The organism is Algoriphagus sanaruensis, from assembly GCF_001593605.1.
GTDB lineage: Bacteria > Bacteroidota > Bacteroidia > Cytophagales > Cyclobacteriaceae > Algoriphagus > Algoriphagus sanaruensis.
Genome location: NZ_CP012836.1, coordinates 535,422 through 554,078 on the forward strand (window position 1 = coordinate 535,422; position 18,657 = coordinate 554,078).

The window sequence follows — 18,657 nt, forward strand, 5'->3', positions numbered from 1 at the left end:
TATGAAGTTAGACAACAAAAAAATCTTTGAAACCCTAAACCCAAACAAAGTCTGGGTACCGATTCTGATTGGGCTAGGGATTGTTTTTGGGATGTTTTACTTCGATCCCAATCTAACTTCTGAAAATCTCAAGGTAATTGTTGATGCTTCGCCTTTATATATTCTTTTGGCGGTTTTGGTGATTTTCTTTCGAGACTTAGGTTACGTATATCGGATTCGTGAAATCACCGACCGAAAGCTCACTTGGGTCCGTGCGATCTATGTCATAATTCTTTGGGAATTTGCTTCTGCAGTGACTCCTTCCGTGGTGGGAGGAACAGCCGTTGCGATGTTTATTCTTAACAAGGAAGGCATCAAAATGGGAAAGGCGATTGCCTTTGTCATGGTTACGGCAATCCTTGACAACCTCTTTTTTGTGATCGGAGCGCCGATTATTCTATACTTCGCCAAGGGTAGTATTTTTCCTGATAGCAAGCTTTTGGAATCCCAACTTGGTGATAGTCTTCAGGCTATTTTTTGGTTGAGCTATGGACTTTATGCAGGCTACAGTTTGGTGATGGCTGCTGCTTTATTTTATCGCCCAAGAGTATTCAAATGGCTATTGATCAAACTTTTTTCAATCAAATTCCTTCGAAAGTGGAAACATGATGCGCAGGAATATGGAAACCAAATCATTGAAGCCTCCCGACAATTGGCGGGGAAGTCTTTTCGGTATTGGTTGCCAATCGTCGGAGCGACAATTTTTATTTGGTCATCCCGATACTTGATGCTCAACGCCTTGATTTCCGCCTTTGTACCTCTAGACCTTTTGGATCACGTGATCGTTTTTGCACGTCAAGTGATTATGTGGATTGTCATGATGATCTCTCCAACTCCGGGAAGTAGTGGAACGGCGGAATTTTTCTATGGCCAATTTTTCGCACAATTCTTAGGACAATACACCTTTGTGACTAGTATTCTTTGGCGGCTATTGTCCTATTATCCGTACCTTATCTTAGGAGCAATATTCCTCCCAAGATGGATTAGACAAGTGTTTTTTAAGCGAAAAAATTCTGAAAACTGATGGTATTGAATTTGACAATTCCACAAGTTCTAGAAATCACATCCGGTCAGTTGATCGGCAAGTTTACCGCTGTTCCTATCAGCAAAATCAGCATTGATTCAAGACAAATCCTGCAGCCGGACCAAACACTTTTTGTAGCCCTCAGAGGAGCAAAAGCAGATGGAGCAGCATTTATACCCAACTTGATGGGTGAAGGAATTCAGCTTTTTTTAGTCCATGAGGATTTTCAGCCTACTCCAGATCAGGAAAAAGACTGTGCATTTATCCGAGTTCGAGATACCCGTGTGGCCTTACAACAAATTGCCGCATATCAGCGAAAAAACTTTCCAAAACCTGTCATTGGCATAACAGGCAGCAATGGCAAAACCATCATCAAAGAATGGCTGGGGCAGGTTCTCAGCCAAAGCTTTACAGTAGCAAAAAGTCCCAAAAGCTATAACTCCCAGGTGGGAGTTCCTTTGTCGGTTTTTGGCATTGAATCGTATCATCAGGTCGCAATTCTAGAAGCAGGCATTTCCAAAAGAGGCGAGATGCAAGCTCTTCAATCCATCATTCAGCCCGATTTGGGGATATTCACTAATATCGGTTCGGCTCATGAGGAAGGATTTGAGTCTTTAGAAGAAAAAATCAGAGAGAAATTAATGCTCTTTGAGGATGCTAAACTTCTCATTTATTGCAAGGATCATCCGTGGCCAGCGAAGGAAATCGAGGGAAAGTTTGAAGAGATCAAAAGAGTAGCTTGGTCTATCCAGCCGGGGACAGATTTTTGTGTGAGCTACAAATCTTTCGAAGAAAAAACGAAAATCATTCTACTCAAAAATGACCTGAGTACGCTGACATTTTCAGTTCCTTTTTCAGACAAAGCTTCCTTAGAAAACATCACTCATGTTCTTGTAGCTGCGCTTACTTTAGGACAGGAGATTTCAGCCATTCAAGAGGGACTCGACCACCTGAAGCCGATTGATATGAGGCTAACATTAAAACCGGGAATCAATGATTCACTTTTGATTGACGATACCTACAATAATGATCTTGCAGGACTCAAGGTTGCCTTGGAATTTTTAAGTCAACAGCGTCCTAAGCGGTCTAAAATCTTGATTCTTTCTGATCTTCTTCAACAGGGCGCCCCTGAAAAAATTTATGGGGAAGTGGCAGATTTGACAAAATCCTATGAAATAGATCATATCATCGGCGTTGGGAAAGAAATTCAGCGCCTGAAAAGTCTGGTCGACTTGGAATTGGAAATGTATCCTTCAACAGACACGTTTCTTCAAAATCTTGATCCTGAACGTTTTCAAAACGACCTCATCCTCATTACTGGAGCTCGTTCATTTGCATTTGAACGGGTGGTAAATCGACTTCAGCAGCGAATTCACGGAACGACCCTTGAAATCAACCTGAATGCACTGACGCATAATTTCAATTTTTACAAACGGCAAATCGATCCAAAAACGAAGGTGATGGTGATGGTGAAGGCATTTGCCTATGGGGGTGGTGCTGCCGAAATCGCAAATCACCTTCAAACCATGGGGGCAGATTACTTAGCGGTGGCTTTTTCGGATGAGGGTGTTACCCTTCGGAAACAAGGGATTCGCCTACCAATCATGGTGCTTAATCCAGTAGAGGAGTCTTTTGATCTCCTTCGAGAGTACCAGCTCGAACCCGTAGTATTCAGTCCTGAATTCTTCAAAAAACTTGGGTATTATGCCCAAAACCACCAAATCCAGATTCCCATTCATTTGGACTTAGACACTGGAATGCACCGTTTGGGATTTGAGCGACACCATATTTCGGAATTAAAAGCCTTGATCAAGCTATTTCCTGAACTCAAAATAGCTAGTCTTTACACGCACTTAGTGGGGGCAGACGAGGATGAGCACCATGAATTTTCCATTCTTCAGTTGGAACAATTTATGGAAATGAAAGCTGAGGTAGAATCTGTCTTAGCCTATAAGCCGTTAATTCACGCCTTAAATTCGGCCGGAATCATCCGCTATCCCACTTATCAAATGGACATGGTTAGATTGGGTATCGGCCTCTATGGAGTGGAAGTTACCGGAAAATATGACGGCTCTCTAAAACCAGTCAGCACCCTAAAAACGACCATTTCTCAAGTTAAAGAACTTCCGGCAGGAGCGACGATTGGCTATTCTAGAAAAGGGGCCTTACCTACGGGAGGCAAAATCGCCACTTTGGCGATTGGATATGCTGATGGATATGACCGAAGATTTTCACAAGGCAAAGGATTTGTTCTTATCCAAGGTCGAAAAGCTCCAGTGATCGGAAATGTCTGCATGGATATGGTCATGGTGGATGTGAGTGACTTTGAGGAAATCAAGGCAGGAGATGAAGCGATCATCTACGGAGAGCAAATTTCTCTAAAAGAACTGGCTGACCGAATTGGGACCATACCTTATGAACTTTTGACCAATATCAGCACTCGGGTGAAGCGGGTTTACTACCTAGACTAGGCTAGAAATTCTTAACTTTCAGCATGAGGTTAAGTAAAAAATACCTATCACATGTCGTATTTGAATCCAATGATTCGGTCTCGCGAGGATTTGATGTCGTCTTATTGATCCTGATTTTTGGCTCAGTCACCATCGCAGTTCTCGACTCGGTCCAATCCCTTCATGAAACCTATGGATCCATTTTTTATTCGTTAGAAATTGGGTTTACCTTACTTTTTACCTTGGAATACCTACTCCGGGTATGGTTGACCAGCAAAACCTGGAAATATGTCTTGAGCTTTTACGGCCTGGTTGATCTGCTTGCTATTCTGCCCGTTTTCTTAAGCTTCTTTGTCGCTAATACCCAACTACTCTCAGTCATTCGAGCATTGCGGCTTTTGAGAATTATCCGTGTGCTCAAATTGGGAAGATACCTAAGTGAGGCAAATTTTATCCGAGACTCACTCCGTTCCAGCGCCCCAAAAATTCAGATTTTCCTCTTCTCGGTTTTGACGATTGTTTTGGTCATGGGAACCCTGATGTTTGTAATCGAAGGACCCCAACACGGATTTACCAGTATCCCAGTTTCGATGTATTGGGCGATCGTCACACTTACCACAGTTGGATTTGGGGACATTACCCCTTCTACTCCTTTGGGACAATTTTTTGCATCAGTCATTATGTTATTAGGCTATGCAATTATTGCCGTACCGACAGGTATTGTTACTTCCGAGATGAGCAAACGGAAAAAACCGGATGATTTCGATTCCTTAAAAACCTGCACCAATTGTGGATTTGACCACTTGGAACAGGGAGATAAGTATTGCAGAAAGTGCGGGGGATCCGTTTAATAAGGTAGTTTAAACCGAGTGGAAATCCTCTGGGCAGAATAGATTCCATTCCTTCCACTAACTACAAACGCTACCAAACACGCAATCCCCAAAAATACCCCGGCTTCATAGCCAAAAAGCTCCATGCCCATCACTGTACAAGCCATCGGGGTGTTGGTAGTACCTGAGAAAACTCCTACAAACCCACATCCCGCGAGGAGCGCCAAAGGCAAAGGAATCCAAAGGGAAAGCGCATTACCCAAGGTGGCACCCGTAAAAAAAAGCGGAGTTACCTCTCCTCCCTTAAACCCAGACCCCAATGTCAATCCAGTCAATCCGGTTTTAGCCAAAAAATCATACCAAGGCAAAGGCGTTTCAAATGCCTCCACGATACGAGGAACTCCCAATCCCACATAGTCATAAGCATTTGAAAAATAAACAATCCCAATCACCAACAACCCTCCAACTACTGGTCTAAGCGGAGGATAGGCGATGTACCTTTTGAACCCATAACCCACCCAATGTCCGGTCTCAGAAAATAATCTTGCAGAAAGACCAAAAGCTACCCCGGCTAAGATCATCCAAAAAAGATTGGGAATGGTAAACGGGGCTAGTTCGGCAATGACATAATGCGTGTGGCCAATTCCCCAACCCAACTCACAAACCCAATGGGCAACAAACGCGGCCCAAAACGCTGGAAATATCGATTTTGGCTTGAATTTTCCTGTCAACATCCACTCCAATGAAAATAAGGCTCCAGCCAATGGAGTCCCAAAAACTGAGGAGAATCCTCCTGCAACCCCACAAATCAGAATGATTCGTCTGCTTTCTTGATCCAGCGAAAACCATTTGGTTAATTGATCAGCCAGTGACCCTCCCATTTGTACGGCTGTTCCTTCTCGACCTGCCGACCCTCCAAAAAGGTGGGTAAAGATGGTCCCAAAAAGTACAAATGGGGTCATCCGAAATGGAATTGGATTCTTGTGAAGGTAGAGCTCTTCCAACAGTAGGTTATTTCCCTTGATAGAATTGGCCCCATAATGGTGATAGATATAGCCAATCCCAAAACCAGCTATCGGGAGAAATGTCAATAGCCATAGATTTGAATCTCGGGTTTGAGTAGCCCAATCCAGCAATACCAGAAACCCTGCGGAAGCTGATCCGGCCAAAATGCCCACTAAAGCTCCCAAACCGAGCCAAATCAAAAGATATCTGAGAATAGGGATCAAACTAAAGTGCCGATTAATTTCTTTGACTATATAGCAAGGCCAAATTAACCGAAACAAAATCAGAATAGAAACCAAACCCGATTTGATCGGTCGTCTGTACCATTTGCGTACATTTCAACCAAAACCGAAAATCTGGGTTTTAATAGAAAAATATCCATGAGACAGATCTTAATCACGGGAGGTTCGGGGCTAGTTGGGAAGCGAATCACTGAACTGTTGGAGAAAAAAGGATACGAAGTAGCTTGGCTTAGCCGTAGCCCTCAAACTCAGAAGACTTTTCTTTGGGAAGTAGAGCAAGGAAAAATTGACCCAGAGGCTATCGAATGGGCAGATGCGATCATTCATTTGGCCGGAGCAGGAGTGGCCGAAAAACGATGGACCTTTGAGCGTAAAAAATTAATACTTGAATCCCGAACCAAGAGTACAGAGCTTCTTTTCAAAGCAATCCAAGGCGCAGTTCATAAACCGAACGCATTTATTTCTGCCTCAGCAGTGGGCTATTATGGATTCAATACAGGGCCAATTCTCGTAGAAGAAACCACTTCCCCGGGTGATGATTTCTTAGCTCAAGTGGTAATTGCTTGGGAAAATGAAGTGAAAAAAATAGAATCGCTTTCCATTCGCACCGTAATGCTCCGAATCGGGATTGTCTTGGATGCTGATGGAGGAGCACTCGGCGAAATGCTCAAACCACCAGTTGCCGCACCACTGGGTTCTGGAGATCAGTGGATGAGTTGGATTCACTTGGAGGATTTGGCAAGGATGTTTGTTTTTGCATTAGAAAAAACAACCCTTCAAGGAATATACAATGCCGTTGCACCAAATCCAGCAACCAACCAACAACTTACCAAGGAAGCCGCTTCCGCCAAAGGGAAACCATATGTAGGGATCGGTGTCCCTGGCTTTGCCTTAAAACTCGTGCTTGGAGAAATGGCTGCTATGGTTTTGGGAGGGAATCGGGTATCGAGTCAAAAAATTCAGAAAACGGGTTTTGAATTTGAGTTTTCAGAGTTAAAACCAGCTCTAAAAGATATTTTTTCGACTAGGTGAGTCGTTTATTTCGCCCTATCACAAACCATAAAATTGTTCCTAAAAATGGGACAAGTACTACAATTAATGCCCAGATTAATTTATCAGTAGAATTCGCAAAGCGACTGGTTACAACTTCATAAATCGTAAAAGCGTACACCAAAAACCCCAATAATTTCCACATATCAGAACGTCTTTTTAGATCCTTTACCTAAAATAAGATAAGCTATTGGACCAAAACCTTGGGCGAATAGCAAAATCACAATCCAGATGAGTTTCATATTCTGATCTTTGAAATCAGACCGAATGATGTCGACTAGACAATACACCCAAAGGAAAAAATAAGCCAGGGAGGCAAGAAGGATGAAAATCAGAATTCCTCCTCCCAGATTTTGAATAAAATTAAATAGCATCATCAGGTTGTTTTATCATTTTTAAGTCTCATAAAATCGGGATCAAACTTCCTTTTCACTTTACTACTTTGACTCATGCTGAGATAAAGAAATGTTCCCATTATTGGTGCGAATAGAATCAGCAGCACCCAAATTAATTTTTGATTGGGTCCTCTAAACTCATTTTTCAAACAATCAATCAAGGCATACATCCAAAAACCCAAATAAGCGACCATTATCAGTTGCCACAAAATCAAGGCTTGAGAAGGTACAATCAAATCCATATCACTTCTTCTATTATTTTTACCACCGATCCAAAATAGCTTTTTTTGCAAAAACTAAGTAAGAATTTAGTCAAAAGTTTAACCCCATTTCGATGAAAAAGTGCACGCTTTCCCTGATTTTGGTCTTTTTAACCACACTAGTCTGGGCCCAAGATCTGAGCTATTACTTACCCAAAGGATACACTTACAACCCCGCCATTCCTACGCCCAAGGAGGTGTTAGGATATGAAGTGGGTGAGTGGCACGTTACTCATGATCAGTTAGTGATGTACATGAAAGCCGTAGCTACAGCTTCAGATCGGGTGATTTTTGAAGAAACTGGTCGATCTTATGAAAAGCGTCCACAAACCTTATTGACCATTACTTCTCCTTCGAATCTTTCCAAGCTTGATCAGATAAAAGCTGATCGGGCCAAATTGAGAATCCCGGGATCGAATGTGGATATTCAGAAAATGCCAGTGGTCATGTTTATGGGATATTCGGTCCATGGAAATGAGCCAAGTGGCGCAAATGCCTCACTGGTTGCAGCCTACCATTTTGCCGCAGCCAATGAAATTGCATCAGACTTGGAAAACATGGTGCTTCTGCTAGATCCTGCGATTAATCCAGATGGGCTCAATCGATTCGCTTCTTGGGTCAATTCTCACAAAGCTTACGTGATGAATGGCGATCCTGCTCAGCGAGAACTCAATGAGGCATGGCCGAGAGGCAGAACCAACCATTATTGGTTTGATCTTAATAGAGATTGGCTTCCTGTCCAACATCCTGAATCAAGAAACCGAGTACGAGTATTCCAAAGCTGGCTTCCAAACATCCATTTGGATTTTCATGAGATGGGCACCAACAGTACCTTCTTTTTCCAGCCAGGGGTACCGGCCAGAATGCACCCACTTACCCCAAAGAAAAATTTCGAATTGACCGAAAAAATCGGCACCTACCATGCCAAGGCTCTCGACCAAATCGGTTCGCTCTATTACAATCAGGAGAACTATGATGATTTCTACTACGGAAAGGGTTCAACCTATCCTGATGTTCAGGGATCGATCGGGATTCTTTTTGAACAGGCAAGTTCGAGGGGGCATTTGCAGGAAAGTGCCAATGGAATGTTAAGTTTCCCATTCACAATTCGTAATCAGTTTACTGCCAATCTTTCTTCCTTCGAAGCCGCCAAAGAAATGCGCGTTGAACTGAATCAGTGGATGAAAGATTTTTACACAGAAATCAAAAATGAAACGACCGCTGATGTTAACAAGGCCTACATTTTCGGAGCAAAGGAAGATGATGCCAGAAGCTACCATCTAGCCGATCTGATCCTACAGCATGATATTAAAGTCTATTCCCTCAATGAGAATATCACTGTAAATGGCAAAGAATTTAAAAAAGAAACTTCCTACATCGTGCCTGCGGATCAGCCTCAATATCGACTGATCAAAGCGATGTTTGAAACGCGGACCACCTTCCAGGATAGTTTATTCTATGATATTTCTGCTTGGACCTATCCAATGGCTTTCCATCTGGACTACATGGCCCTCAACAGCCGGATTTTAAATCTTGCAAGTGTATCTGAGGTGGATAAGAACAAATTTACACTTGCTCCTGGTAAAGTGATCGGCCAATCTGGTGCTTATCAATATGCGATGGAATGGACCGATTATTATGCACCAAAAGCAGCCTATCAATTACTTAAAGCAGGATTTTTGGTTCGAGTAGCCAACACGGAGTTCTCTACTGCGGAGGGCAAAACTTTCGGAAGAGGCACTCTTTTGATTGACAAAGGGGAAAGTGGACTGGAGAATCAGGCCTTTTTTGCCAAGCTTCAGGAAATTGCCCAAATGGCCCATGTAGACATCCATGCCCTGACTACTGGTTATACTTCCGGAGCTAATTTAGGCTCGACTTTCATGACTCCACTGACAACTCCTTACATCGCGCTTTTGGTAGATGGTGGAGTAGATAGTGGAGAGGCTGGAGAAATCTGGCATTTATTGGATCAGCGTATGAAAATGCCTGTCACCCTTCTTCCTGCTGATGCTGTGGGAAGTGCGAATCTTTCTCGATATAATGTGATTTTGATGGCAGATGGAAACTACGTAGGACTGGGACAAAATGGCGCCAATGCAATCAAATCATGGGTAAGCAAAGGAAATACACTTGTCGCAAAAGGAGGAGCCATTCGATGGTTGATCCAAAATGAAATTGGAAATTTTGCCATAAGAAATGTGGATTATTCTGAAAAAGGGCTTCAGCGTAACTATGCAGACTATGAAAATGCTACTGGTGCCAAGGGTACTTTTGGAGCAATTTTCAAAGCCAATCTGGATACCACACATCCAATTGGATACGGATACCAAGACCGGGAAATCTTCACCTTCCGAAATGATAATTTCTTCCTAGAACCTTCTACAAATCCTTATGCAAATCCCCTAGTCTATACCGCAGATCCTTTGGCATCAGGGTACTTACATCCTAGCAATCTACCCGGCGTAAAAGAGAGCGCAGTGATTCGTGTTTCGAGTCACGGAAGGGGTAGAATTATTGGTTTTGCGGATAATATGAACTTCAGGGCCTTTTGGTTCGGAACCAACAAACTATTCTTGAATTCCATTTTCTTCGGACAAGTCATTCAAGGAGGCACTACCCGATAAGAAATTGAAATCCCGTCATTTCCGTCGGGATTTCTTTTTTTCCGCTTAAGGAAATTCCAAATCCATTTTCTACTGAACTCAGTTAAAACGCTCATGAAGAAAGCACTACCTCTTTTTATCCTGCTCTGCATTTGGGCAGGAATTATTTCAGCCCAAGAAATGAGTTTCGAGGAATACAATCCTCCCTCCACACTCAAGGTGCCCCAAAATCCAGTTACCAGGTCCAAATTTCCTTTTATTGATATCCACAGCCATCAAGGAGGAATCAATAAGGCTAAAATTGATCAACTCCGTTCGGAAATGGATGAGCTCAATATGGGGATCATGATTAACCTCAGTGGAAGAGGATTTGGTCAGGGAAACAGCAATGCCCAACAGGAATATATCCGATCCATGATGCAGGAGTTCAAAACCCATGCTCCTGGACGCTTTATGGTTTTTACCAATCTGAATTTTAATGGTTTTGGCGACCCTAATTGGACGGCTTTGGCAGTGAAAGAACTGGAAGAAGATGTGCAAGCCGGAGCTGTCGGACTCAAAATCTACAAAAGCTTGGGTCTAACCATCAAAGACAATCAAGGAAAGCGTGTTCCCGTGGACCATCCCGATTTGGATCCAGTTTGGGCTAAAGCTGGTGAATTGGGTATTCCAGTGATTATCCATTCAGCCGATCCTGCTCAGTTTTGGCAACCGATGGATGCCAACAATGAACGTTGGCTGGAACTTAAAACTCACCCTAACCGACAGCGCTCTGCCACTGACCCTGCGCCTTTTGAACAAATCATTGCAGAACAGCATCATGTATTCGCAAAGCATCCAAAGACCACATTTATCAATGCTCACATGGGATGGATGGCTAATGATTTGGACGCAGCAGGAGCTCATTTGGATAAATACCCCAATGTGAATTTCGGAATTGGTGCTGTGATCGCGGAGTTTGGTAGACAACCTAAACGGGCCAAAGAGTTCTTTACCAAATACCAAGACCGATTACTTTTTGGAAAGGATGCTTATAATCCAGAAGAGTTTCACACTTATTTCAGAGTGTTAGAAACCGAGGACGAATATTTTCCATACTATAAAAAATACCATGCATTTTGGGCCATGTATGGATTGGGCTTGTCCGATGAAGTATTGAAAAAAGTCTACTACAAAAATGCGTTGAGGATCGTTCCTGGATTGGATAAGACCTTGTTTCCAGAGTAATCTAAAGGCGACTTCCATTTGATTGGCCTTAGATGCACAGACTTCTAAAATCTATACATTTAAGGCTTTTCTTTTAAACGATATATTGTTTTTTATTGGGCATTTCTCTTTGTACTGCTCAGTAGTAAATGAAAAAAAGAATCTTACTGATGACAGGGATTTAAACAGATTCTTTTCATCTTTTCAAATCTGAATTATCTGAGAGAAAAAAAGATACAATGACCAGAAGATATATTTACCCGATCTTAAAAAACACGAATCCAAGTTTTGCACCAGTTTCATCACTCTTATCGAGATAAAAACAATGGGTACCTGCTTGCAGGATCTGTTTTACTTCTGATGGGGATAACCGTTTGGATTACCCCTTTCTTCTTGGAAGTAGATACCCCCATTTCCAAAATACTTTTGGTAGGAGGAATCCCAGTGCTTTTGGGTTTGGGATTAGTTTCTACTTACTCTGGAACCCTAATCGATTTTGAAAGGAAAACGATCAAAAAGTACCGGAATATACTTTGGATAAAAACAGGAAAGTGGGAATCGCTTCCCAAGGTGGAAAATGCTGAGTTAATCCATTATACCTATCAGCACACTAACCTTCCTAATGGAATCAGTCCTACTAGTTCCTATGAAATAACCACGTACAAGTGCGTGCTGAAGCTAGAAGGAAAAGGGTTACTGGTGTTTGATTATGCCAAAGAGAAAGATGCGATTCGGGCATTGGGACAAATCCAGAAAGGGCTTCAATTGTATTGATCTCACAGATGACACAGATCTCCACAGCTATTTTTCAACTGTGAAAATCTGTGCCACCTGTGAGCAATTGTTAAAACTTCATTCGTAATCCCAGCAAGAAGTTAGTCCCCGCCTGAGGATAGTAGAAGTTCTCTGTCACCAATTCACGACCATTTCCACCTGGCACAAAATAGCTGAACGTATATCCATTTGGCTCATAAAGCTCATTGAAGATATTGTTAATCAGCAAATTGACTTCTAATCCTTTGAAGAATCTCGGCGTGGCAGCATAGCTGATTCTCAGATCATTGGTGAAGAAAGCATCCAGCGATCTAGCCTCATTGGCGGTATTATCCAAAAACTGTCGGCCAACATATTTGCTGAGCCAATTGAGGGACAAGTTTTTGCTAGGCTTGTACTCGATAATTGCCGAGCCCACCACATTCGGTGAAAAGGCAATGTCTGTGTTGGAATAGGTAAAGGTTTCTTGTCTAAAATCCTCCACGCTGTAGTCATCGATATACTCTGTAAACTCCCGGATTTTGTTTTGGCTAAGGGTAAGATTTCCTCCCACGGTCCAAACATTGGAAAGCTGATACGCTCCATCCACCTCGATACCTGCACGGTAGGAAGACGCTACGTTTTCACGGATATAGGCGCCCACATCGTTGATTTGCCCAGTTAGAATCAACTGATCTTTATAACCCATATAGTAGAAGTTGGCATTATAGCTAAAGCTTCCCGCTTTTGCACGTACACCAGCTTCCACGTTGTTTAATCGCTCAGGTCTGGGTACTTCTGTGATTGGATTGTCGGTAAAATCCGAACGGGTAGGCTCACGGTTTGCCACAGCGTAGCTCGCATACCAAGTTTGTTTTCCTTTTTCGTAAGAGAACCCAAACTTAGGATTGAAAAAGGTGTAGTCCGCTCGACCGTCTACAATTCGCTGATCGTCATTTACCCCAAGAAAGGAATAATTGATCCCTCTCAGCTGCAAATCGCCGAAAAGATTTAAGCCGGGTTTAATTTCGTAAGTGGCTTTGGTGTAGATATTCCGATCATCCTTGATGGCATTGTTGTCATAATAGCGGTCACGGATGTTGGTATTGCCCGCAACTCTTGCCCAGATAATCTCACCAAAGTGCCCGCCATCGTATCGATTGGCACCCCCACCGATGATCCAATCCAGTCTACCATCTGTTGAAACATAATTCGCCGAACCTACAAATCCATAGAAATCATTATCCAACCAACGGCGACGGATAATATCAGCGCTTTCAATCAGGTGATCTCCGATTTGGACAGGATCCAAACCATAACTTCCAAAGTCGTCATCTTCCCGGAATTGTTCGTAGTATCCACGGCCGTAGGTATAATGAAGGGCGAGATTCGTTTTCCAGTTAAAACCGACTTTTCCAGTATAGATCAATTGATAATGATCCTGCTGGTAGTTATCGGTTTCGTTATCGTAGGTGTAATAATTCCAAGTTCGGTCATTTTGTAGCTTAGCTTCAGGCAGGCCCCACCAGCTTTGATAGGTTTGCTCCTTTCCTGAGAAAGCCACAAGTTTGATTACACTCTTTTCTCCATAATATCCTCCAGAAACAAACCAACTACTCATATCCGAAAAAGCTCGATCCACAAAGCCATCCGATGTAATTTTAGAAAGTCGGGCATCGACTGCAAAGCGATTATTAAGTAGCCCGGTTCCGGCTTTGACGGTATGTCTCCAAGTATTGAACGAGCCAAATCCGTTATCCAATTCGGCATAGGCCTCCTCCCGATGGGTGTCTGTTTGAAAATTGAGACTTGCGCCAAAGGTCGCTGCCCCATTAGTGGAAGTACCCACCCCACGCTGGATTTGGACATTTTCTACTGAAGAGGCAAAATCCGGCATATTCACCCAAAAGACACCGTGTGACTCGGCATCATTGAGCGGAATCCCGTTGATTGTAGCATTGATACGGGTTTGATCTGAGCCTCGAATTCGCAATCCAGTATAGCCGACTCCCGCTCCTGCATCTGAAAAACTCACCACGGATGGAGTGAAATTGAACAAAATGGGTATGTCCTGACCCAAATTTCGCTTTGCGATTTCAGATCTATCTACGTTAGAAAAGGTTGTCGGCGTACTCGATGAAGCTCTGGTAGCCGATACGATAAATTCCTCCGTGAGAAAATCCTTAGATTGAAGCTTTACTTCCAATTCACCCGAAATAGGAAGATTTAAAGTCATTCGCTCTGTCTCATAGCCAAGGTATGAAATCCGAATTTCGAGCTTGCCTTCTGGCAATTTAGAAAGAACAAACTGACCACTTTCATCCGTGACCGTACCTCGGCTGGCGGTTTCGGTCCAAACAGATGCACCAACCAAAGGCAGATTGCTTTTGGCATCCACTACTTTTCCACTGAGACTATGTTGAGCCCAAGCGGCAAAACCGGCCAAGTATAAAACAAGGCCAACTACTGTTTTTTTCATGATAACTTTTCCCCTTTTGGGAGTTTGAGTGAAACATTAGAAAACCTAGGGGAGGCATTCTGTCTTTGTTAAACCCGTGTAGCATAGCAAAACCCAAAACATGCCCGAAGGGTACCTCTTCGGCTTGTTGACTCGAATTTTTACTCTGCTTTCTCATTTCCCTTCGCCGGCATTACCCGGATCAGGTCGTATGGGTATGATCTCAGCCCGTTGTATTAAGGCACCCCTTATGATCTGGAAACAAAGGTACGAGCGAAAAGTTTTTTTGCAAGGACTGATGATCAATCGCTTTTTTTTAACTTCAACTCCAAACCTCAAACCCATAACCTAATGCGCCTTTACAAACTAACCTCAGCAACTCTTTTGGAAACCGATTCTGATATTTTTCTTGGTCCAGAACTTGACTGGGATCAACTACTCGGTAGGGAACATTTACCGAAGTTGCTTAGGGCGGAGGCTGCACATTGGGAGAAAATTTCTGAAGGGGAAGCAGAACAGCTCAAGTCTGAAGGGCTTTTGGCACCGATGGGCAACCAGGAAATCTGGGCAGCGGGAGTGACCTACTACCGTAGCCGAACTGCACGTATGGAGGAATCCAAAGATGCCGGTGGGGCGGATTTTTATGACAAAGTTTATGTAGCCGACCGACCAGAATTGTTTTTCAAAGCTACTGCCAGTCGTGTATCCAATCCCGGCGAAACCGTCAATATCCGCAAAGATTCCACTTGGGATGTGCCCGAGCCGGAATTGACGCTGTTGATTTCTCCATCAGGAAAAGTGCAGGGCTTTACAGTTGGAAATGACATGAGTAGCCGAAGCATCGAGGGAGAAAACCCGCTCTATCTGCCACAGGCAAAAGTCTATCAGGGATGTGCTTCAGTCGGACCTTGCATTTTGATTCAGGAAGAAATGCTGGATGATTCCACCCAAATCCAATTGGAAATCCTTCGCAATGGAAAAACCGAGGCTTCAGGGGAGACGACTTTGGCACAAATGAAACGCAAACCGCAGGAACTTGCCGATTGGCTTTTCCGGGCAAATACCTTTCCGATCGGTTGCCTGATGATGACAGGTACGGGTATTGTACCTGATAATTTTACTTTGCAGAAAGGAGATTTGGTGAAAATCACGATTGACGGTATCGGGACTTTGGAAAATAAAGTCGGATTAATTTGAGAGAACCATGGCTTTCGACTCCTATCAATTGGAAAGAATAACCCAGGTTTTAAAAGCGAGGAAAGTTCCATTTTTGGCCAAATCAATGATGGGAGGACAAGTAGTGATTGTGGACGACAAAATGTTGCTTGGCTTAGATCAAGATAAAAACACCAAAGAAAATCGACTGATGGCAAGAATCGGAGAAGAGGCTTTCTCAGAAGCGATTAAAAAACCAGGATGTAGACTTATGGATTTTACAGGGCGCCCCATGAAGGGTTTTGTGTATGTTTATCCAGAGGGATTTGACCTAGATACCGATTTAGAGCATTGGATTGATTTAGCTTTAGCCTTTAATCCTAAGGCCAAAAAAAGTAAAAAATGAGTGCTCTTTTTTATCAAAAACAACTTCGCCTTCCAAGTTATCCACAGGGATACCATTTGATAACCGAACAGATCATGAAGGCGATTCCAGAAATCTGGGAAATCCGAATTGGATTTTTGCAGGTGTTTATTCAGCATACTTCTGCAGGACTTTGCATCAATGAGAATGCCGACCCTACAGTCAGGAAAGATTTCCAAACCTTCGTAAATGAATTAATTCCAGAGAATTATCCTCGATTTGTACATAATTATGAAGGAGATGATGATATGCCGGCCCACATCAAAAGTGCCTTTTTTGGGACTAGTGTTCAGATTCCCATTTCCGGAGGAAAACTCGCTTTGGGAATTTGGCAGGGGGTCTACCTTTGTGAATTCCGTTATCAAGGAGGCCCAAGAAATCTAGTGCTAACGGCCTATGGCACCAAATAGTCCATTGAAAACCCCTCTTCAACCATTGATAAAATTCCTTGGATGAGCTAATTGGACAAAAGTACTTTTGTACTCAACCGACCTTACATGAAATTCACCCAGTACCTGCTTACCTTTTGTCTCAGTTTAATTATTGTTTGGACAGCAAATGGACAATCCACGTCCTCAACCGAGAATGCCTTTGCCTTTAAATTAAGTGAGCCTATTTCCCTAGACGGGATTCTAGATGAGGAAATCTGGAAAAATCAGGAAGGATGGAACGGCAATTTTCGTCAATATTTTCCCTCCGACACCTCAACTTCCCAAATCAACACTCGGGTAAAAGTTGCCTTCGATGACAACAATTTGTACCTGGCCGCAGTCATGGAAAACAATGGCCCGAGAAAATATGTCTCCACTTCCTTGAGACGGGATTTTCGCGGGGAGCAAAACGACGCCATTGTATTTGTTTTTGATACCTTCAACGACAAAACCAATGCATTTTCATTTGGCGTAAACCCTTATGGTGTACAACGCGAAGGCTTGATTGCCAATGGTGGAAATAGATCAGAAGACTTTAGCTTGGCTTGGGATAATAAGTGGTATTCTCAGGCAAAAATTTTTGAAAATCACTGGCAAGTAGAAATTGTGATCCCACTTTCCACACTTCGATTTAATGAAGGTGCGCAAAATTGGAATGTGAATTTTTACCGAATAGATAGCCACTATGGCGAACGAAGTACTTGGTCTCCCATTCCTAGAAACTTCCCGGTAATTTCAACGGCATTTCTTAGAAAACTAATTTTTGAAGAGCCATTGCGAAAAAGTACCGCGAATATTTCCTTGATTCCTTATGTAGCGGGTAGGACCAATACCAATTTTTTGGAAAACACCAGTGAGTCATTGACGCCAGCGATTGGCGGGGACGCCAAAATTGGGATAGGCCCAGCACTTAATCTTGACCTTACCTTTAACCCGGATTTTTCTCAAGTGGAAGTGGATCAGCAAGTCACCAACTTGGATCGATTTGAGATCTTCTTTCCAGAACGAAGACAGTTTTTCTTGGAAAATGCCGACTTATTTGAAAGTTTCGGACAGCCAAGGTCAAGACCTTTCTTTTCCCGAAGAATAGGAGTTGATATAGATTCTGCCACAGGGCAAAATGTCCAAAGCAAAATCATCTATGGGGCACGATTAAGTGGAAAGCTCAATGAAAATTGGCGTATCGGAGTGATGAACATGCAAACTGCCACCGATGAGTCTGCAGGAATTGCAGGAAAAAACTTCTCGGTATTTGCGGTTCAGAAAAAGGTATTTGCTCGCTCCAATGTTGGCCTGATCTACGTTAATCGGGAAAGTCTAGCTCTTGACGAATTTCAGCAGCTTTTTGATCCTCAAGCCTACAACAGACTTTTGGGTGTAGATTATAACTTGAATTCCGCCAATGGAAAATTTACAGGAAAGGTATTCTACCACCGGACTTTTGAAACGGAAGATGTGGCCAAACCGTATTCTTTCAATGCTTATATGCTCTTTACCGACATCCATTGGAACTGGACGATCAGTGTTCAGGACGTCGGAAAATCGTTTAATCCTGCAGTAGGATTTGTACCAAGAGTTGATTTTAAGCGATTCAATCCAGATTTGAGCTACCTATTTTATCCCAAATCCAAGTTGATCAATCGACATGGACCAAAGATCGAATTTGAAGGATACTGGAACGAAACCTTAGGCACCACAGACCGAGATATTAACCTTGGGTACATTGTGCGATTTAATTCCTTTGCTCAGTTGGAAATCGCACAAAAGAACCGATTCATTTACTTGTTTAGCGACTTTGACCCAACCCGTACAGGTGGAGAGACATTAAAAGCTGGAACGGAATACCAATTTAGAAACGTCACAGTCGATTATAGAAGCAATCCACGAAATATGTTCAATCTCCAACTATTAGGAGAATTTGGACAATATTTCACCGGTAATATTCAGCGAATTACCACACAAACAGGCATCCGATTAGGGTATTTGGCAAATATTTCAATGAATTTCAACTATGCCCGAATCCGAATGCCTAAACCTCAAAACGATGCGGATTTGGTATTGGTGGGACCAAGAATCGACTTGACCTTTACTAAAAATCTCTTCTGGACGACCTTTATCCAGTACAACAATCAGATCGACAACTTGAATATCAACACGCGACTGCAATGGAGATATGCACCTGTTTCGGATTTCTTCCTAGTGTATACCGACAACTACTTCCCAGGAGACTTTATGCCTAAGCAGCGTTCGCTGGTATTCAAGCTGAATTATTGGTTGAATTTGTAATGAGAAAGACCTGACAGTTTTTCAAAAATCTGACAGGTCTAAT

Annotated in this window: 16 protein-coding genes and 1 riboswitch; of the genes, 11 read left to right on the top strand and 5 right to left on the bottom strand. The window is 42.8% G+C overall.

The features are described from left to right. Nucleotide 1: 1 nt before the first annotated feature. From AO498_RS02375 to AO498_RS02385, 3 genes are read left to right on the top strand one after another with little or no spacing between them, the layout of a single operon-like run. Complete coding sequence (locus tag AO498_RS02375; protein WP_067543269.1) at nt 2-1,063, top strand: lysylphosphatidylglycerol synthase transmembrane domain-containing protein; 1,062 nt, start codon at nt 2-4, stop codon at nt 1,061-1,063. Then, complete coding sequence (locus tag AO498_RS02380) at nt 1,063-3,534, top strand: bifunctional UDP-N-acetylmuramoyl-tripeptide:D-alanyl-D-alanine ligase/alanine racemase (RefSeq protein ID WP_067543272.1); 2,472 nt, start codon at nt 1,063-1,065, stop codon at nt 3,532-3,534. Before AO498_RS02375 ends, AO498_RS02380 begins: the two co-directional genes overlap by 1 nt. Before the next feature lie 23 nt (nt 3,535-3,557). Continuing rightward, complete coding sequence (locus AO498_RS02385) at nt 3,558-4,364, top strand: ion transporter (protein ID WP_067543275.1); 807 nt, start codon at nt 3,558-3,560, stop codon at nt 4,362-4,364. Here AO498_RS02385 and AO498_RS02390 read toward each other — a convergent pair. Further along, complete coding sequence (locus AO498_RS02390; RefSeq protein WP_102135881.1) at nt 4,361-5,572, bottom strand: chloride channel protein; 1,212 nt, start codon at nt 5,570-5,572, stop codon at nt 4,361-4,363. The two genes, AO498_RS02385 and AO498_RS02390, sit on opposite strands and share 4 nt — an antisense overlap. A gap of 156 nt (nt 5,573-5,728) precedes the next feature. Here AO498_RS02390 and AO498_RS02395 point away from each other — a divergent pair, with 156 nt between their 5' ends. After that, nucleotides 5,729-6,622 (top strand): TIGR01777 family oxidoreductase, encoded by an 894-nt coding sequence (locus AO498_RS02395; protein WP_067543278.1) that lies wholly within the window; start codon nt 5,729-5,731, stop codon nt 6,620-6,622. On the opposite strand, the gene AO498_RS16925 is transcribed toward AO498_RS02395, so the two are convergent. From AO498_RS16925 to AO498_RS17400, 3 genes are read right to left on the bottom strand one after another with little or no spacing between them, the layout of a single operon-like run. Then, complete coding sequence (locus AO498_RS16925) at nt 6,615-6,785, bottom strand: PLDc N-terminal domain-containing protein (RefSeq protein WP_082792175.1); 171 nt, start codon at nt 6,783-6,785, stop codon at nt 6,615-6,617. The two genes, AO498_RS02395 and AO498_RS16925, sit on opposite strands and share 8 nt — an antisense overlap. A gap of 1 nt (nt 6,786) precedes the next feature. Continuing rightward, nucleotides 6,787-7,017 (bottom strand): PLDc N-terminal domain-containing protein, encoded by a 231-nt coding sequence (locus AO498_RS17355; protein WP_067543281.1) that lies wholly within the window; start codon nt 7,015-7,017, stop codon nt 6,787-6,789. Beyond that, nucleotides 7,017-7,277 (bottom strand): PLD nuclease N-terminal domain-containing protein, encoded by a 261-nt coding sequence (locus tag AO498_RS17400; RefSeq protein WP_417876912.1) that lies wholly within the window; start codon nt 7,275-7,277, stop codon nt 7,017-7,019. Before AO498_RS17400 ends, AO498_RS17355 begins: the two co-directional genes overlap by 1 nt. 92 nt (nt 7,278-7,369) lie before the next feature. Between AO498_RS17400 and AO498_RS02410 the strand changes: the two genes are divergently transcribed. The 3 genes from AO498_RS02410 (at nt 7,370) to AO498_RS02420 (ending at nt 11,881) form a co-directional block, all read left to right on the top strand. After that, a complete protein-coding gene (locus AO498_RS02410; RefSeq protein ID WP_067543287.1) occupies nt 7,370-9,922 on the top strand; it encodes a M14 metallopeptidase family protein in 2,553 nt (850 codons plus the stop codon). 93 nt (nt 9,923-10,015) lie between these two features. Beyond that, entirely contained in the window at nt 10,016-11,128 is a 1,113-nt protein-coding gene (locus AO498_RS02415) for an amidohydrolase family protein (protein WP_067543289.1), read from the top strand. A gap of 267 nt (nt 11,129-11,395) precedes the next feature. Continuing rightward, nucleotides 11,396-11,881 carry a hypothetical protein gene (locus AO498_RS02420; RefSeq protein ID WP_067543292.1) on the top strand — a complete coding sequence of 162 codons (486 nt, stop codon included), beginning with the start codon at nt 11,396-11,398 and terminating at the stop codon, nt 11,879-11,881. Between the two features lie 70 nt (nt 11,882-11,951). Here AO498_RS02420 and AO498_RS02425 read toward each other — a convergent pair whose 3' ends face one another. Continuing rightward, entirely contained in the window at nt 11,952-14,339 is a 2,388-nt protein-coding gene (locus AO498_RS02425; protein WP_067543295.1) for a TonB-dependent receptor, read from the bottom strand. A 141-nt stretch (nt 14,340-14,480) separates the two neighbouring features. After that, nucleotides 14,481-14,577, bottom strand: a riboswitch (TPP riboswitch). Between the two features lie 92 nt (nt 14,578-14,669). Between AO498_RS02425 and AO498_RS02430 the strand changes: the two genes are divergently transcribed. The 4 genes from AO498_RS02430 to AO498_RS02445 all read left to right on the top strand — a co-directional run bounded on the left by AO498_RS02430 (nt 14,670) and on the right by AO498_RS02445 (nt 18,614). Beyond that, a complete protein-coding gene (locus tag AO498_RS02430) occupies nt 14,670-15,515 on the top strand; it encodes a fumarylacetoacetate hydrolase family protein (RefSeq protein ID WP_067550195.1) in 846 nt (281 codons plus the stop codon). Nucleotides 15,516-15,522: 7 nt separating this feature from the next. Then, nucleotides 15,523-15,879 (top strand): TfoX/Sxy family protein, encoded by a 357-nt coding sequence (locus AO498_RS02435; protein WP_067543299.1) that lies wholly within the window; start codon nt 15,523-15,525, stop codon nt 15,877-15,879. Beyond that, entirely contained in the window at nt 15,876-16,307 is a 432-nt protein-coding gene (locus tag AO498_RS02440; RefSeq protein WP_067543302.1) for a secondary thiamine-phosphate synthase enzyme YjbQ, read from the top strand. The genes AO498_RS02435 and AO498_RS02440 overlap by 4 nt, the downstream gene beginning before the upstream one ends. Before the next feature lie 87 nt (nt 16,308-16,394). Continuing rightward, entirely contained in the window at nt 16,395-18,614 is a 2,220-nt protein-coding gene (locus tag AO498_RS02445) for a carbohydrate binding family 9 domain-containing protein (protein ID WP_148660175.1), read from the top strand. The last annotated feature ends 43 nt before the right edge of the window (nt 18,615-18,657 follow it).